The following is a 16,620-nucleotide window of genomic DNA, read 5'->3' as shown; positions in this document are numbered from 1 at the left end:
ATACAGAAAGCGATCTCAACAACGATATGGAAACAGAAAAAATCGCGATGTTCTTACATAAAACAATAAAAAGCTCCGAATGACGGAGCTTTTTATCTTAATTACATGATATCAGATAATTGCTGGCTTTTTAGAAAAGAACCTCGCCAGACATTTCATCTGGGATTTCCATATCGGTAAGAGCCAGCATAGTTGGTGCTAAGTCTGAAAGTTTTCCGTTCTCTTTCAGTTTGATGTCTTTATTACCAACGTAGATCAATGGTACCGGCAGGTTGGTATGCGCGGTATGAGTGCCACCCGTTTCGGGATTTACCATCATTTCTGCATTCCCGTGGTCGGCTGTGATAAGCAATTGTCCATCGACTTTTTTAATGGCTTCAACGATTCTGCCAACACATGAATCTACCGCTTCACAGGCTTTTACTGCAGCTTCATAAACACCCGTGTGACCAACCATATCACCGTTTGGATAGTTACAGATAATCGCATCGTATTTACCTGATTCGATTGCAGCCACCAGTTTATCGGTTAGTTCACCTGAGCTCATTTCAGGTTGCAGATCGTAAGTGGCAACTTTTGGAGAGGCTACTATCTGACGGTCTTCTCCTTCAAACTCAGTTTCTACACCACCGTTAAAGAAGAAAGTGACGTGGGCGTATTTTTCGGTCTCGGAAATTCGTAGCTGAGTTTTTCCTGCTTTTGCCAGCCATTCACCATAGGTATTGTCCAGAGAAGCTGGTGGAAATGCACATTGCAGAGGGATGTCAGCAGCATATTGGGTCAGCATAACAAAATCAATAGCCGGGAATTTAGCACGTGTAAATCCATCGAATGCCGGAACGAATGTTCTGGTGATTTCTCTGGCACGGTCCGCTCGGTAGTTCATGAAAATCAATGCATCGCCATCTTCCATGGCAGAAGAGTCCTGACCCTCAGGCTGAATGATGGTGGCTTTCACAAATTCATCATTTTCATCACGGCCGTAAGCGGCTTCAAGACCGGCAACGGCTGAGTCAAACGTGTGTGACCCTTTTGCCTGTGTGATGAGATCATAGGCTTCCTGAACACGCTCCCAGTTGTTATCACGGTCCATTGCGTAATAACGACCGACCAGAGATGCAATGCGACCTTTACCCAACTTGGCAAACAGCTCATCAAAACGTTTTAGTGAGCCTTCTGCACTGCGTGGTGGTGTATCACGGCCATCAAGAAAACAGTGTAAGAAGATTTTCTCAGCACCTCGGGCTGCTGCCATTTCGACTGCTGCATAGATATGATCTTCATGAGAGTGCACACCACCCGGAGACATCAGCCCCATAATATGGATGGCTTTTCCGGCAGAAATCGCTTTATCCATTGCATTTGCAATCGCTGAATTTTTCTGGAATTCACCGTCTTCAATTGCTTTGGTTATACGAGTTAAATCCTGATATACCACCCGGCCTGCGCCAATGTTTGTATGACCTACTTCTGAGTTACCCATTTGACCATCAGGTAAACCAACATCAAGTCCTGAAGCGGAAATCAGTGTGTTTGGGTTATTCGCTACTAAGCCGTCCAGTACCGGAGTATTTGCATTATTGATTGCGTTGTTATTGTTATCCTTACGGTGACCCCACCCGTCCAGGATCACTAAAGCCATTGGCTTCTTCGCTGACATAGTTAGACCTCGTCAAATTTTAAGTAACTGAAAAATGAAACTAGAGTAATTTTACTACACTTTATATTGTATCTAGAAGATTAAGATCAATGATTATTCCTATCAATAAGAATAAGTAAAACCTATCATCATTTTTGGTCAGAGTATTGTTGTTAGTATACCAAAGTACCTGTTCCGATGACGGCCACAATGGCTCCGGCCCAGGCATATCGGTTGGGTGTCTGTCCACTGTAAAACCACAGTATAGGTAACAGCATGATAGGTGTGGTTGATGAGAGTAAAGCAACCATCCCGACATTCCCATCTTTCAGGGCATAAAGAATCAGAGTCATACCCAGGACCATGGCCAGAAATGCATTTAAAAAGGTAATAGAGAATACTCTTAATGTGATTGAGCGGTGGCCTCTTGCTATTCGGGATCGGCTCAGAAAAAGGAGCATGTGAGCAGAAAAAGCCGCGATCATCCTGAGTGCCGAAGCCGCGATGGGATCGACACTGGTGATCATGACGGGCTTGGCTATGATCCCGCCTAAAGCCTGGCATAATGCCGCAACCAGCCCGAGGATAACCCCCAGCCATAGGCTACCAGATAGAGCATCCAGTTTGTGTTCAGCGCCTTTTTTGCGAAAGAATATGGCGGTTACGACACCGGAAAAAACAAGGACAGCCCCCAATAGCTCCTTGCTGGTCATCGTTTCGTTAAAGAGAAAGTATCCGATAACGGCAGAAAAAACGGCATGGCAGGAAAATAACAGTCCTGCCTGTCTGGGTCCCATGCGGTTAAAGCAGGCAAACAGAGCGGTATCTCCGATGAAAATACCGATGAAGCCGGAGAGCATCATCGGGAAAATATTCTCGCCGGAGATGGTGCTCCATCCTCCGCTAATCCAGGCGATGAATGTCAGTGTTATGGAAGTGCATCCCATTCGCCATCGGCTATAAGAAAAGGTACCTAAATATTTGGCTGGTTCGACAGATAATATACTACCTACTGCCCATAAAAAGGCAGCCGCCAAAGCCAACCATTCATAACCCACGCACAGTTCCTTCTGTAAATTTCTATTTTGTGAAGAAAACTATGCACTAAAGGGCGGATAAAACAAAGGAATTTATTCTTAAAAAATTATCCAGGATGCTGAGTAAACAATTAGCAACCCGACAACACCCATGATAATTCCCATTTTAGCCATGTCTTTACTATCAATCAGCCCGGTTGAATAAGCCAGTGAATTGGGTGGTGTAGATACTGGTAAAATCATACCCAGAGAAGCGGAAAAGGCGACAACAACGAGCAGTCCCTGTAATCCACCGACACTGTGGAGGCTGGTCATTGAAGTCCCAATCGCTGCAGCGATGGGCATGAGCAGGTTTGCTGTTGCGGTATTGGACATAAAATTCGCCATGAGCCAGCAAACAATGGATAACGTGATAACAACAAGCATTGGTGCCAGACTTTCGTAGTGAATCGCATTCGCCATGGCGGATGCCAGTCCGGTTTTTTCCAGCCCGATACCAATCGCGATACCACCAGCAACCAGCCATAGCACATCCCAGTTAATTTGTTTGAGTTCTTCTTTTCCCATAATTCCGGTTAAGGTGAAAATAGCAAGTGGAATAATAGAAACAACATAAGTATTCATACCATGCAGAGATGTTGTCATCCAGAGAATGATGGTCAGGGCAAAAGTAACGTAAACCGTCATTGCTCGCCAGCTTTTACGGAACCCCCCGGATAAATTTAAGGTGATGCTTTTCTCTTGTGATGGAAACAGTTTCTGAAGCAGGAACCAGGCAATAGTGAGCTGAATGAGCACGAAAGGTAATCCCATCATCATCCAGCTTAAGAAACTAATGCTGTTTTCTCCGGTAAGATATTGAAGTGCAATAGCATTTGGCGGTGTACCAATTGGTGTGGCAATCCCCCCGGTATTTGCTGCGATAGGAATGCATAGTACCAACGCTTTAATGCCTTTATCTTCCCTGCTGGTGGAGGCAATAATAGGGCCCAATAAAGCCAGCATCATCACCGTTGTTGCGGTGTTGGACATAAACATAGAGAAGCAGGCGGTAATTACCATCAAACCAAGCATAATAAATTTAGGCTGATGACCGAATGGTTTGAGAAGAACCCGGGCCAGGTTGTTATCCAATTCGTATTTGGTGGCGGCAATCGCGAGAGCAAACCCACCCATAAACAAAATAATAATGGGAGATGAGAACGCCCCTAAAATGTCCTTGTAGTTAATGAGCTCCCCAAACCGGTGTCCTTCCGGAAGACTTCGGAACCAATGGAGCCCCTTGTTAGATATCATGATCAATTCTAAGGCGATGATCAGTATCGATGTAGCAAATACCGGTACCGGTTCTAACACCCAAAGTAATGCAGCTAACAAAAAAATAGCCAGTAACCGATGTTGTATTAATGTTAGTTCAGGGATAGGAATACTATCCATCGGCATTGATAAAAGGATGAGGGGAGGGAGAAAACAAAGGATAAGCTTGATAAGCTGTTGTGCTGATATTTTTGGCATTACCTACACTCTCATTCTGAAATTATTATATGTAAATCTAACGTGAGTATTGGTATTTGTATTGGGGTACCGTTTATTTTTGAGAGTTCGGTGATTATTTTTATTTATTATGTATTTTCCTGGCTAATTGGAATGATGAATAAAAGTGGCCTTTGAATCAGTAAGGCCACCAAAAGGCCGATTATGAGATTTTATGGGCGTAAGGTGTCCCCATTATTGTTGGTCTTTCAATATTCATCGTGTCATCGAAACGAATTTGTTCTTTGGCAAATAAATTAATTACGGTTGAACCTAACTTAAAGCGCCCCATTTCTTCCCCTTTTTTAAGATGAACTGCTTTGTGGCCTTCCCGAGGGTAGTGCCAGCGATGAATGACGTTTCCGGTCGGTGGTGTTATTGTCCCTGCCCAGGTGACTTCAATACTGCCAACAATAGTTGCACCGACAAGGATCTGAGCCATTGGTCCAAATGGTGTATCAAAGATACAGACAACACGTTCATTTCGGGCAAATAAGTTAGGTACGTTTTTTGCCGTCAGCGGGTTAACGGAAAACAGATCACCCGGAACATAAATCATTTCCCTGAGGGTACCATCGCAGGGCATGTGAACCCGGTGATAGTCTCTTGGGGACAGATAAATGGTTGCGAATCCGCCATCATTAAAGCAGCAGGCAAGTTTTTCGTCGCCGCCCAGCAATTCAAGCGCGGTGTAGGTATGCCCTTTAGCCTGTATTAGAGAACCATCGATGATGGGGCCAAACTGACTGACTGCACCATCAGCCGGATGAACCAGTATGTCTTCCCCCTGTGTTATTGGTCTGGCATTATTTTTCAGTTCACGGGTGAAAAAATCATTGAAGGTCGAATAGGATGCGGGGTTCGGATTACTGGCTTCATGCATATCAACTTTATACTGTTTAATAAACATTTTAATAATAGCCGTTGTCAGTTTACCTGCTTTTGCTGCGGCTAATTTTCCGACAAAACGGGTCAGAGCATGCTTTGGAAGCCAGTATTGCAAGCCAATTTTTAATTTATCCATAGTCATTAAGTCCAAATTACCATTAATGTTGTTACCCGGAATCTTGTTTGATTGAAAGACTCGTCTTCCCGTAGGATTATCAACTCAAAAGTTTGGCAGAATTTACTTGTTTAAGGTACAAATTACAAATCCTGCTTCTTATTTTTGGAGTATTGCCTATTCGCTTTGTTTTCGGTCATACTGTCCAGTATGCGATGATAATTTTCAAAACGAATTTCATTAATTTCCCCTTTTTCGACGGCTTCCCGGATGATACAGCCCGGATCATCCAGATGTTTGCAGTCTCTGAATTTACATCCGTTTAAGTAAGGTCTGAATTCAATAAATGAACGGGTAATTTCTTCTGGTGTTAAATGCCAGAGCCCAAATTCCCGAACCCCCGGCGAATCAATCAGATCCCCACCGGTCGGTAGGTGATACAACTTCGCCGCTGTCGTTGTATGTTGACCAAGTCCGGATGTTTTAGATATTTCACCTTCTTCTATTTCTTCCTCTGAATCAGGCAATATGGCATTGACCAGACTGGATTTCCCAACGCCTGATTGTCCGACAAAAACATTGACCTTATCTTTCAGAAGCGATTCCAGCTCTTCAATACCCTCTTTGGTTTCTCTGCTGATAAAAAGTATTTGGTAACCAAGTTTTGTATAGATATCAAACCATTTCTGAAATTGTTCTCTTTCTGTTCTATCAAGTAGATCGATTTTATTAAGCACAAGTAGGGGTTTGATGTCCAACAGCTCAGAAACAATCAAATATCGGTCAATAATATTAAGTGATAATTCTGGAATAACTGAGGATACGATGAGCATTTGATCAACATTCGCAGCAACAGGCTTTAGACCATCATAGTAATCCGGGCGGGTTAAAACAGAACGTCGTGGTTCCACCGCTTCGACAACACCTGAAATACCAGCCATTGCTTCAATACCGGCGCGCCAGACGACTTTATCACCGGAGACGAGGGTTTCAATGCTCCGTCTTAAATTACAACGGTGGACAGTTCCCGTCGCGGTGTCTTCTATATCTGCGTGTTGTCCGAACCGGGTTATGACTAATCCGGTTTGAGTATTACCCAGCATTTCATCGTCCCATTCGGGAGTCTGATCCTGCTTCAACCGTTTACTCTGATTATGCCTGACTCGGCGGGCCTGACCTTTTGTCAGTTTTTTTCTCTTTGCCACTATAAAAATCTTTTAAAATGAATTATCGAAAATAAACGATACATCACTGTTGTGTATTTGATGCGCCAGTGTACCAGAGGTATCTTGTTTATAGAAATTTGCGGTATAGTACCGTGTTTATTTTTAAAGTATAGGTAAGCTCATGTCTTCTAACGATCAAAATCTTATCTGGATCGATTTAGAAATGACGGGATTAGACCCGGAAATTCATAAAATCATTGAGATAGCAACAATAGTCACAGATAGTGAATTAAACATTCTTGCCGAGGGACCGGTATTAGCCGTTTCTCAGCCAGAAGAAGAACTTACTAAAATGGATGAATGGTGTACAACTACTCATACAAACAGTGGTTTGGTATCCAGAGTCAGGGAAAGTCGGATCAACGAAGATGATGCCGTTAAGCAAACTCTGGCGTTTTTAAGTCGCTGGGTGCCAAAAGGAAAATCACCTATCTGTGGAAATAGTATCGGTCAGGATCGTCGTTTTTTGGTGAAATATATGCCAGAGCTTGAGAGTTATTTTCACTATCGTTATCTGGATGTCAGTACTATCAAAGAACTTACCCGGCGTTGGAATCCGAGTATTCTTGCCGGATTTTCTAAACAGGGAAGCCATTTGGCTCTGGATGATATTCGGGAATCGATCGCTGAATTACGCTACTACCGGAAAACAATATTTAAAATATAGTGAGAAGAATTGCTGCTTTTTTCTCTGTTACGGGCGTTATGGTTAATTTTGATTACTTTTTATTCTAACAAATAAAAAAATGCATTTTTTTTTAAGAAAAACTTGCATCACACAAAAATGCTCTTATAATTCGCAGCCCTAAACGGTACAAAGCAAATGCAACGTATCATGCGACACTAGCTCAGTTGGTAGAGCGCAACCTTGCCAAGGTTGAGGTCACGAGTTCGAACCTCGTGTGTCGCTCCAGTTTAAAAGAAGTAAGGTTATATTAGCCGTACTTACATGGACGCGGGGTGGAGCAGCTTGGTAGCTCGTCGGGCTCATAACCCGAAGGTCGTTGGTTCAAATCCGGCCCCCGCAACCAATTTAACAACATGAAAATTCATGTTCGTTCAAATGCGACACTAGCTCAGTTGGTAGAGCGCAACCTTGCCAAGGTTGAGGTCACGAGTTCGAACCTCGTGTGTCGCTCCAGTTTAAAAGAAGTAAGGTTATATTAGCCGTACTTACATGGACGCGGGGTGGAGCAGCTTGGTAGCTCGTCGGGCTCATAACCCGAAGGTCGTTGGTTCAAATCCGGCCCCCGCAACCAATTTAACAACATGAAAATTCATGTTCGTTCAAATGCGACACTAGCTCAGTTGGTAGAGCGCAACCTTGCCAAGGTTGAGGTCACGAGTTCGAACCTCGTGTGTCGCTCCAGTTTAAAAGAAGTAAGGTTATATTAGCCGTACTTACATGGACGCGGGGTGGAGCAGCTTGGTAGCTCGTCGGGCTCATAACCCGAAGGTCGTTGGTTCAAATCCAGCCCCCGCAACCAATTCAATGCTCTTTCTGTAATGCTGAGAAGCATCATTTCATTTGTTATTAACGGGTTTCGAGTTAATATCTCTGCTATTTTACCGGATGTCATATATTCACACCAGATATGTGATTTTTTCTGTGTTTCAGCCACATATTAAATAATTAGTTCACAGAGTTATCCACAAACTTGGTTTTGTGGATAACTCTGTTGTTAATCTGTAATTTTCTCATCTGAGTAAGAAAAAAGTAAAAGATCTTGCAAAATTAGCAGTTCATAGTGATATATGCTTTTACATTTTAACCTTTTGTTTTTATTGATTTTTTATTTATTTGGCTGATGATCGAAAGAGCGTTTTTTTGATCTTGACTTATGAATAAATTGATCGTAGTCAAGGCAATCATATGTGACTAACTTTCTTTATTTCACATGAATATGTCATATGCTGAAAGCTTTTCCACACATCAATTATTTTAAGTAAAAAATCAAATTGCAAACTAAAATCCCATAATTAAGCATCTCTGGGGATTCCTTTTTCAATAATTCTGATCAGTCGGGCATGTTGCCTTGACTGAGTATGATTTTTTCCTTCATGCTGTTTTAAAGCCCAGTCAATATGGACATCGAGAAGGGAAGAAAATCCTTTTTTTGCTTTCAGTGCTTTAACTATCTTAGTTGAAAATGGTGCATTTCCCATTGCAATACTAATGTTTCTCAACCATTGTTCATAACCAATTCTTCTTATCGGTGATCCCTCCAGATTTTTCAGGAACGTATGTTCATCCCAGGAAAATAAGGTAATTAATTCGGGATAATTAAAAACCGGGCGGCGTTCAAAGTCATTTTGCCGGGTTAATGGTGCATTTCGATTCCACGGACAAACCAGTTGGCAGTCATCACATCCGTAAATCCGATTCCCCATTGCTTTTCTGTATTCTTCCGGTATGACCCCTGAGTATTCGATAGTAAGGTAGGAGATGCATTTTCTTGAATCTATAATGCCTTCTGAAAGGATGGCATTAGTGGGGCATGAGGTAATACAGGCTTTACAACTTCCGCACTGTTCGGTTCCGGGAGAATCAGTAGGTAGTGGTATATCCACAAGCAGTTCCCCCAGAAAAAACCAGGAGCCTACATCTTTGTCGAGAAGAAGGGAGTGTTTTCCCCTCCAGCCCAGTCCTGCTTTCTCAGCAAGAGGGCGCTCCAGAATCGGCGCTGAGTCAACAAAAGGTCTGAATTGAAGTTCATTAACTTCAGCCAGGATTTTATTTCCTAATTTTTTAAGCTGGTTTCTGACAACTTTATGGTAATCCCTTCCTACAGCATAGCGACTGATATAACCAAGTTCCGGGTTATTTAGTGTTGAGGCAAATTCGGCATTCACCGGCAAATAATGCATACGGGCACTAATTACCCGGATTGTTCCCGGTAGCAGTTCGTCTGGGCGTGCTCTCATCATGCCATGCCGGGCCATCCAGTCCATATCACCATGGTACCCGGCATCCAGCCATCTCTGGAGTTCTTTTTCATGTTTACTAAGATCCACATCGGTGATTCCGACTTTATCGAAACCGAGCTCTTTTGCCCAAATTTTGATTTTGTTTGCGAGTTCTTGATAATCCATAAGGGATCTTAGGTAGTATACAGGGGCGCGATTTTAACGGATCTTAAGTGTAGGATCTAGGATGAAAAAGGTAAAATGATCCTTTGTATGTTGATCCGAATGGTACAATTTGGGGGTTATAAGCTTATGTGCTTGTGTCTTAAATCGATCCCAGTTTACTATTTGATTTTTGAATTTGTGTATGTCGTTATTTGTCAGAGAAATTGTTCATTATGAAAAAATCTTTCCGTTTAAAAAATGAAACTGAAACCATCAAATTAGGTCAGATTATTGCTGGACTTTGTTTCAGGCAGACAACGATTTATCTTCATGGTGATTTAGGCGCCGGAAAGACAACCTTCAGCAGAGGATTCATTCGTTCTTTAGGTCACGATGGAAATGTAAAAAGTCCGACATATACCTTAGTTGAACCATATGATCTGAAAGATTGGCACGTTTATCATTTTGATTTATACCGGCTGGCTGATCCTGAAGAATTAGAATTCATGGGAATTCGGGATTATTTTACTCCTGACGCGATTTGTTTGGTTGAATGGCCGGAAAAAGGGCGAGATTTGTTACCAGTGTGTGACCTTAGCGTTGATATCCGTTACGATGGGGAACAACGAATTGCCGAGTTGTCCGGAAATTCTGAATATGGGAACCAATTATTGAGTCAGTTAGAGTTATGAATTTCTTTAAATGCTTTGGAATAAAATGCCAGGTTGTATGTTGTTGGGTGTTATTGACAGGGCTTATGGTGAGTTCTGCCGTATACGCAAATGCATTAAAGAGTTTTAGAGTATGGCCGTCACCGGATGAAACCCGAGTGGTAATGGATCTCTCTTCGGAAGCTCATTTTACCTATTTTACCCTTTCGAATCCGGCTCGTCTGGTGGTTGACTTAAAAGATACAACAATCCGGACTAAGCTGCCGGTGTTCGTTCGTAAAAGTCCTGTGTTGAAAAAAATAAGAAGGAGTTCGGCTCCGGAAAAAGGCACGTACCGGTTAGTTTTTGAATTAAAGAAGAAGATTTCACCGGAGTTGTTTACGCTGGCTCCGACACCAAAAGGAGAGTACGGACATCGTTTGGTTGTTGACCTACCTCATGGGAGTACCGTACATAAGCAAAAAGCCTCTTCCGCAAATACCAGTAAAAATCATTTAATACCACCGAAAACAATCGCAAGAGATGTCTCTCAGTTTTACGGTACAAAGGATATCGTTGTTGCTATTGACGCGGGACATGGGGGGGAAGATCCCGGTTCAATCGGGCCCGGTGGGCATTATGAGAAAAATGTCACCATAAGTATTGCCAAAAAAGTGAAAGCTTTGATTGATGCAATTCCAGGGATGAAAGCCGTGCTTACCCGTCGTGGTGATTATTTTGTGAATTTGAACAGACGATCAGAAATTGCCCGTAAAAATAAGGCCCACTTACTGATTTCGATTCACGCGGATGCATTTAGAACCCCTCAACCAAGAGGGGCTTCTGTTTTTGTTCTGAATACCCGCCGGGCGAATACTGAAATTGCAAAGTGGGTTGAAGATCATGAACGGCAGTCAGAATTGCTTGGTGGTGCCGGTCAGGTGTTGGCAAAAAACAGCAATGATAAAAATGTCAGTCAGACATTGCTGGATTTACAATTTAGCCATTCGCAAAAAGAAGGGTATACGCTCGCAACCGATATTATTCACCAGCTGCGGCGGGTGGTTCACATGCATCGTAGTAAGCCGGTTAATGCCAGTCTGGCGGTATTGAAGTCACCAGATATTCCATCGGTGCTTGTGGAAACCGGGTTTATTTCTAACCCGACGGAAGAAAAGTTATTATTTCAGCGGACTCATCAGGATAAAATTGCACAAGCCTTATCCAAAGCCATTGTAGAATATTTTAATGACAATCCTCCGGAAGGAACATTGTTTGCGAGTCGGAAAAAGGCGAAGAAACATAAGGTTCATTCCGGAGAATTTCTTTCTCTGATAGCTAAAAAATATGGTGTTTCCGTCAAACAGTTAATGGTTGCTAATCATTTGAAATCGACCAGCTTACGAGTGGGACAGATTTTGGTTATACCTGGTAATAATGCTGCGGTTAGTTTGTCCGCTGTAAAAAGTCAGAATCCGGTTGAAACCAGGACCATTACTCACAAGGTTGCCAGAGGTGAGTATTTAGGGCGGATTGCGGATAAATACAAAGTATCTGTTGCAGCTATTAAACGGGAAAATCATTTGTCTTCAAATACCTTAAGGGTTGGGCAGAGATTAAAAATAACCGTAACGCTTAAAGACAAACCAGTGAGAAAGCATAAAGTTCACCGTGGAGAATACCTGGGTAAAATCGCCAGTTATTACCGGGTGAGTATCGATAACTTGCGCCGCGTAAACCAATTGAAATCGGATTCTCTCCGGGTTGGACAAATTTTAATAATTCCAAATAGGTAGGCCTCAGATGGCAATAGAAATACTTCCGGCACGGTTAGCAAACCAGATAGCCGCTGGTGAGGTGGTTGAAAGGCCTGCATCTGTCGTGAAGGAATTAGTGGAGAATAGTCTTGATTCCGGAGCAACCCGAATTGATGTTGATATAGAGAAAGGAGGCGCAAAGTTAATCCGGGTCAGAGATAATGGACAAGGTATCCCTAAAGATGACTTAACTCTGGCTCTGAGCCGTCATGCGACATCCAAAATCCATACTCTGGATGATTTAGAAGCCATTGTTAGCCTTGGGTTTCGCGGAGAAGCTCTGGCCAGTATCAGTTCGGTATCCCGGTTATCTTTGACTTCTCGTCCCGCAGTTCAGGAAGAAGCCTGGCTGGCATATAGTGAAGGGCGGGATATGGCGGTAAAACTGCAACCGGCGGCTCATCCGGTCGGAACGACAGTAGAAGTTCTTGACTTATTTTTTAATACCCCGGCCCGCAGGAAATTTTTACGTACGGAAAAAACAGAATTTACCCATATTGATGAGCTACTGAAGCGTATTGCATTAAGCCGGTTTGATGTTTCGATTACCTTAAAGCACAACGGAAAAATAGTTCGTCAGTACCGGTCCGGACAATCGGTTGCACAAAAAGAAAAACGTTTAGCCGCAGTATGTGGTAGCAGTTTTGTAAAGCACATGCTGCATATCGAGCTGGAACATAATGGGTTAATGATTTCTGGCTGGATAACGACACCGGAAGGAGCCCGATCCCAAAGTGATCTTCAGTATTGTTATGTGAATGGCCGTATGATGAAAGATAAATTGATCAATCATGCGATCCGACAAAGTTACGAAGCGAGTTTGTCTCCTGAGCAATATGCGGCATTTGTATTATTTATTGGGATCGATCCTCATCAGGTTGACGTGAACGTTCATCCGGCAAAACATGAAGTACGATTTCATCAGGCAAGGCTGGTTCATGATTTCATTTATCAGGCGGTTGCCGGCGCACTGGCTGAGAGTCAGTATGTGGATGCTCCAATGCTTAGTGAGTCTGCTTTTCACTATGAAAATCAATCAGATTCAACGAATGTTTTATCTGACATGCTCAATAAATCAGAGAAATCGTTTAATAATATTCCATCTTATCCGGGATGTGTGGATTATGATTCCGAACATACCCGAGAGAAGAGCCAGGAGAAAAAGACGGTTATTTCTCATTCAAACGATTTGATCAGAAATACTTCCGGAAAATATGGTACGTCTTCTCCGTCAAAAAAAGAAGTTGCGGCTTATTCACAACTAATGGAAACCCCGGTTAAACCGTCACTTATGTCTGATAACCAGGCAGAGGTTCCTGACAAAGAGAATTGTGTTGATGTTATTGCTCCGACAAAGTTGGGTAAAGCAATCGCCGTGATTAAGGATCAATATTTGCTGATGACAGAAGACAGCCATTGTTTTCTTTTGTCACTGGAGCAGGCTAATTTGTTGAAACTACAAAAACAACTGGACCCAACGCGTGTTGGCTTGAAAACCCAGCCATTGTTGGTTCCGTTAAGTATTAAGCTTGAAAAAAATTGGTCTTCCGATATAAATCAATGGATTTCTGTTTTGGCTGAATTGGGGATTCAGGTTTCAGTTCGAAAACAGGAAAACCTTGTTGTGATGAGTGTTCCTCAGCCTTTGCGGAAACAAAATTTACAAAAATTAATATCAGATCTGTTATCTTACGCGTCCCGGTACCTGGAGCCTGATAATCCGGAAAGCCTGATTACCGTTGTTGATTGGCTGGCTGGATATATCCAGCGATCGGATAGTAAATCCGGCTATACTTTATCAGAAGCCATTCAGCTTATTTCTGAACTGGAACATTTATGGCAGAATCAGTTGCCATTAGATAGTAGAAGTCTGGTTCAGCCGGTTGATTTTTCTCTAACAATTAAAGCTTTGCATTCATGAAAACAGAACTCCCTTTAGCCTTATTTTTAATGGGACCGACAGCTTCGGGCAAAACAGATTTAGCCATACGGTTAAGGCAGGCTTTCCCTGTTGAAATTATTAGTGTGGATTCCGCTCTGATTTACCGGGGTATGGATATTGGAACGGCTAAGCCAACGGCAGACGAATTGTCTCTTGCTCCTCACCGTTTGATTGATATTTTGGATCCGGAGGAGTCTTACTCCGCGGCCGATTTCAGACAGGATGCGCTGGATCAAATGAAGGCAATTACTAAAGAAGGCAAAATACCACTGCTTGTGGGTGGAACAATGCTGTATTTTAAAGCATTATTGGAAGGTCTTTCTCCATTACCAGCGGCAGATCCCAAAATAAGGCAACAAATTGAGCAAGAAGCATTGACTCTTGGGTGGAAAGTTTTGCACGATCAATTAAAAGAGATTGATCCTGTTTCGGCAGAGAGAATTCACCCTAATGATCCACAAAGATTGTCCAGGGCATTGGAAATTTATCGAATTTCAGGTAAAACTTTAACAGAGTTAACTGAAACAAAAGGCGAACGTATTCCATTTAATGTGAAGCAGTTTGCTATAGCCCCCAAGGATAGGGCAGAACTACATCGTCGTATTGAACTCAGATTTTCAAAAATGATGGATGCCGGATTTGAAGATGAGGTAAGGCAGTTGTATGCAAGGGGAGATCTCCATCAGGATTTACCATCAATACGCTGTGTCGGGTATCGGCAGATGTGGGATTATTTAGATGGGAATGGGACACTCGATGAAGCGGTTTTCCGTGGAGTGTGTGCTACCCGTCAATTGGCCAAGAGACAAATCACTTGGTTAAGAAGTTGGAGTGATTTGACTTGGCTGGATAGCGAGAACATTGATCAAGCGTTTGAGATAATTGCAAATACCATAGCATCTTAACTCATTCGCTGTGTATAATGTGATCGCTTTTGCGTGAAATACTCTGTAATGGATCTGTTATTTGAATTTTGGTTAGCTAACCTTCATAACAGATTTAATCGGGTATATTTTCTCAATTTAGCTCAGATGCAAAAGCCGCACATGCTTAGTGCACCGATAGCTAAATAATTATACAAATACAAAATAAGGAAAATAAAAATGGCTAAGGGGCAATCTCTACAAGATCCATTCTTAAATGCACTACGTCGCGAGCGTATCCCTGTATCTATTTATCTTGTTAACGGAATTAAGTTACAAGGCCAGATTGAATCATTTGATCAGTTTGTGATCCTATTAAAAAATACAGTTAACCAAATGGTTTACAAGCATGCAATTTCAACAGTGGTTCCTGCAAGAGCAGTAAGCCATCACAATGCTGAAAGACCTGCATCAGAACGTCCTTCAGATAAAGAAGAATAATTCTGTATTAATAACAATAAGTAAGGAGTTGATTGCTTGTTTGACCGTTACGAAGCCGGCGAGCGAGCCGTACTTGTTCATATCAACTTTACGCAAGAGGGTGAGTGGGAAGATCTCCGGGAGTGTGAGATGCTGGTTTCTTCTGCCGGTGTCGAAACTCTTCAGGTGATCACTGGCAGTCGCCAGTCTCCTCATCCTAAGTATTATGTCGGTGAGGGTAAAGCTCAGGAGATTGCTCAGGCTGTTCACTGTGAAGAGGCCGATGTTGTGATCTTTAATCATGCCCTTTCTCCTGCCCAGGAACGCAACCTAGAAATGTTGTGTCAATGTCGAGTGATTGATCGGACCGGATTGATCTTAGATATTTTTGCTCAGCGAGCAAGAACTCACGAAGGTAAATTACAGGTAGAGCTGGCGCAATTGCGTCATTTGTCTACCCGTCTTGTTCGTGGATGGACGCACCTGGAGCGACAAAAAGGTGGGATTGGTCTTCGGGGGCCTGGGGAAACTCAGCTTGAAACCGACCGACGGTTATTGCGTGAAAGAATAAAAACGATTTTACGGCGTTTGGAAAAAGTATCAAAACAACGTGAGCAGGGACGAAGAGCAAGACATCGGGCCGAAATACCAACAGTGTCTTTAGTCGGCTATACAAACGCAGGTAAATCGACGCTATTTAATCGAATTACTGAAGCAGAGGTTTATGCGGCCGATCAGTTGTTTGCAACCTTGGATCCAACATTAAGAAAAATTGATCTTGATGAAGTTGGATCGGCTATCCTGGCCGATACGGTAGGTTTTATTCGTCATTTACCTCATGATCTTGTTGCTGCATTTAAAGCAACGTTACAAGAAACACAAGATGCTGACATTTTGTTACATGTTGTTGATGCCAGTGATGAGCGTTTTCGTGAGAACATTGATGCTGTTCAGGATGTTTTAATCGAAATTGAGGCAAATGAAGTCCCTTCATTAGTCGTCATGAATAAGATTGATAACATGGAGGGCAGAGCTCCTGCCATTGAAAGAGATGATGAAGGAGTTCCTCAACGAGTCTGGATTTCTGCGATGAAAGGAGTGGGTTTAGACCTGCTTTTTCAGGCATTAACTGAGCGTTTAGCAAGTAATATTGTTGAGTACACGTTAAGCTTACCACCTGAATTTCAGGGAAAATTACGCAGTTTATTTTATGAAATGCGCGTAATTCAACGGGAAGAGTATGATCAACAAGGCAATTTATTAATAAATGTTCGTATGCAACATGCGGATTGGTCTAGACTTGAAAAAAGAGTCGTAGCAGATTTACGTGACTTTATAGTTACTTAAAGGACTGCTAC

13 protein-coding genes and 6 tRNA genes are annotated in these 16,620 nt (G+C 42.5%); 13 read left to right on the top strand and 6 right to left on the bottom strand.

Translation table 11 applies throughout. The annotated features are described in order from the left end of the window. Positions 1-130: 130 nt before the first annotated feature. From gpmM to rsgA, 5 genes are all read right to left on the bottom strand, one after another. Positions 131-1,660 (bottom strand): 2,3-bisphosphoglycerate-independent phosphoglycerate mutase, encoded by a 1,530-nt coding sequence (gene gpmM / locus LRQ06_RS06010; protein WP_232765522.1) that lies wholly within the window; start codon positions 1,658-1,660, stop codon positions 131-133. A gap of 152 nt (positions 1,661-1,812) precedes the next feature. Next, the gene (locus LRQ06_RS06005; RefSeq protein WP_232765521.1) at positions 1,813-2,697 is read right to left on the bottom strand and encodes a DMT family transporter; all 885 of its coding nucleotides are present in this window, start codon (positions 2,695-2,697) and stop codon (positions 1,813-1,815) included. Between the two features lie 78 nt (positions 2,698-2,775). Then, on the bottom strand, positions 2,776-4,191 hold the full coding sequence (locus LRQ06_RS06000; protein WP_232765520.1) for an SLC13 family permease: 1,416 nt from the start codon (positions 4,189-4,191) through the stop codon (positions 2,776-2,778). Positions 4,192-4,372: 181 nt separating this feature from the next. Beyond that, entirely contained in the window at positions 4,373-5,233 is an 861-nt protein-coding gene (gene asd / locus LRQ06_RS05995; RefSeq protein ID WP_232765519.1) for an archaetidylserine decarboxylase, read from the bottom strand. 122 nt (positions 5,234-5,355) lie between these two features. Further along, positions 5,356-6,417, bottom strand: a complete 1,062-nt coding sequence (rsgA, locus tag LRQ06_RS05990) for a small ribosomal subunit biogenesis GTPase RsgA (protein WP_232765518.1) — start codon at positions 6,415-6,417, stop codon at positions 5,356-5,358. Positions 6,418-6,559: 142 nt separating this feature from the next. Between rsgA and orn the strand changes: the two genes are divergently transcribed. The 7 genes from orn to LRQ06_RS05955 all read left to right on the top strand — a co-directional run bounded on the left by orn (position 6,560) and on the right by LRQ06_RS05955 (position 7,925). Beyond that, positions 6,560-7,105, top strand: coding sequence for an oligoribonuclease (gene orn, locus LRQ06_RS05985; protein ID WP_232765517.1), 546 nt, complete (start codon positions 6,560-6,562; stop codon positions 7,103-7,105). Between the two features lie 170 nt (positions 7,106-7,275). Beyond that, a tRNA-Gly gene (locus tag LRQ06_RS05980) sits at positions 7,276-7,351 on the top strand. A 41-nt stretch (positions 7,352-7,392) separates the two neighbouring features. Beyond that, positions 7,393-7,469, top strand: a tRNA-Met gene (locus LRQ06_RS05975). Positions 7,470-7,503: 34 nt separating this feature from the next. Next, positions 7,504-7,579, top strand: a tRNA-Gly gene (locus LRQ06_RS05970). Positions 7,580-7,620: 41 nt separating this feature from the next. Beyond that, positions 7,621-7,697: transfer RNA gene (locus tag LRQ06_RS05965), tRNA-Met, on the top strand. Between the two features lie 34 nt (positions 7,698-7,731). Continuing rightward, positions 7,732-7,807, top strand: a tRNA-Gly gene (locus LRQ06_RS05960). 41 nt (positions 7,808-7,848) lie between these two features. Further along, a tRNA-Met gene (locus LRQ06_RS05955) sits at positions 7,849-7,925 on the top strand. Positions 7,926-8,418: 493 nt separating this feature from the next. On the opposite strand, the gene queG is transcribed toward LRQ06_RS05955, so the two are convergent. Then, positions 8,419-9,531: a tRNA epoxyqueuosine(34) reductase QueG gene (gene queG, locus LRQ06_RS05950; protein WP_232765516.1), complete on the bottom strand. Its 1,113-nt coding sequence runs from the start codon at positions 9,529-9,531 to the stop codon at positions 8,419-8,421. A 212-nt stretch (positions 9,532-9,743) separates the two neighbouring features. On the opposite strand from queG, the gene tsaE reads away from it, so the two are divergent. From tsaE to hflX, 6 genes are all read left to right on the top strand, one after another. Next, positions 9,744-10,202 (top strand): tRNA (adenosine(37)-N6)-threonylcarbamoyltransferase complex ATPase subunit type 1 TsaE, encoded by a 459-nt coding sequence (gene tsaE, locus LRQ06_RS05945; protein ID WP_238483946.1) that lies wholly within the window; start codon positions 9,744-9,746, stop codon positions 10,200-10,202. A gap of 65 nt (positions 10,203-10,267) precedes the next feature. Beyond that, positions 10,268-11,956 (top strand): N-acetylmuramoyl-L-alanine amidase, encoded by a 1,689-nt coding sequence (locus LRQ06_RS05940; protein WP_232765515.1) that lies wholly within the window; start codon positions 10,268-10,270, stop codon positions 11,954-11,956. 7 nt (positions 11,957-11,963) lie between these two features. Further along, positions 11,964-13,898 (top strand): DNA mismatch repair endonuclease MutL, encoded by a 1,935-nt coding sequence (mutL, locus tag LRQ06_RS05935; protein WP_232765514.1) that lies wholly within the window; start codon positions 11,964-11,966, stop codon positions 13,896-13,898. Beyond that, positions 13,895-14,824 carry a tRNA (adenosine(37)-N6)-dimethylallyltransferase MiaA gene (gene miaA, locus LRQ06_RS05930; protein ID WP_232765513.1) on the top strand — a complete coding sequence of 310 codons (930 nt, stop codon included), beginning with the start codon at positions 13,895-13,897 and terminating at the stop codon, positions 14,822-14,824. Before mutL ends, miaA begins: the two co-directional genes overlap by 4 nt. Before the next feature lie 198 nt (positions 14,825-15,022). Beyond that, positions 15,023-15,283 (top strand): RNA chaperone Hfq, encoded by a 261-nt coding sequence (gene hfq / locus LRQ06_RS05925; protein WP_232765512.1) that lies wholly within the window; start codon positions 15,023-15,025, stop codon positions 15,281-15,283. 36 nt (positions 15,284-15,319) lie between these two features. After that, positions 15,320-16,609, top strand: a complete 1,290-nt coding sequence (hflX, locus tag LRQ06_RS05920) for a ribosome rescue GTPase HflX (RefSeq protein ID WP_232765511.1) — start codon at positions 15,320-15,322, stop codon at positions 16,607-16,609. Positions 16,610-16,620 lie beyond the last annotated feature (11 nt).

It is taken from the genome of Vibrio salinus (assembly GCF_021272385.1).
Taxonomy (GTDB): domain Bacteria; phylum Pseudomonadota; class Gammaproteobacteria; order Enterobacterales; family Vibrionaceae; genus Vibrio; species Vibrio salinus.
The sequence above is the reverse complement of the archived record's forward strand: the minus strand, read 5'-3'. Positions and strand labels throughout refer to the sequence as shown.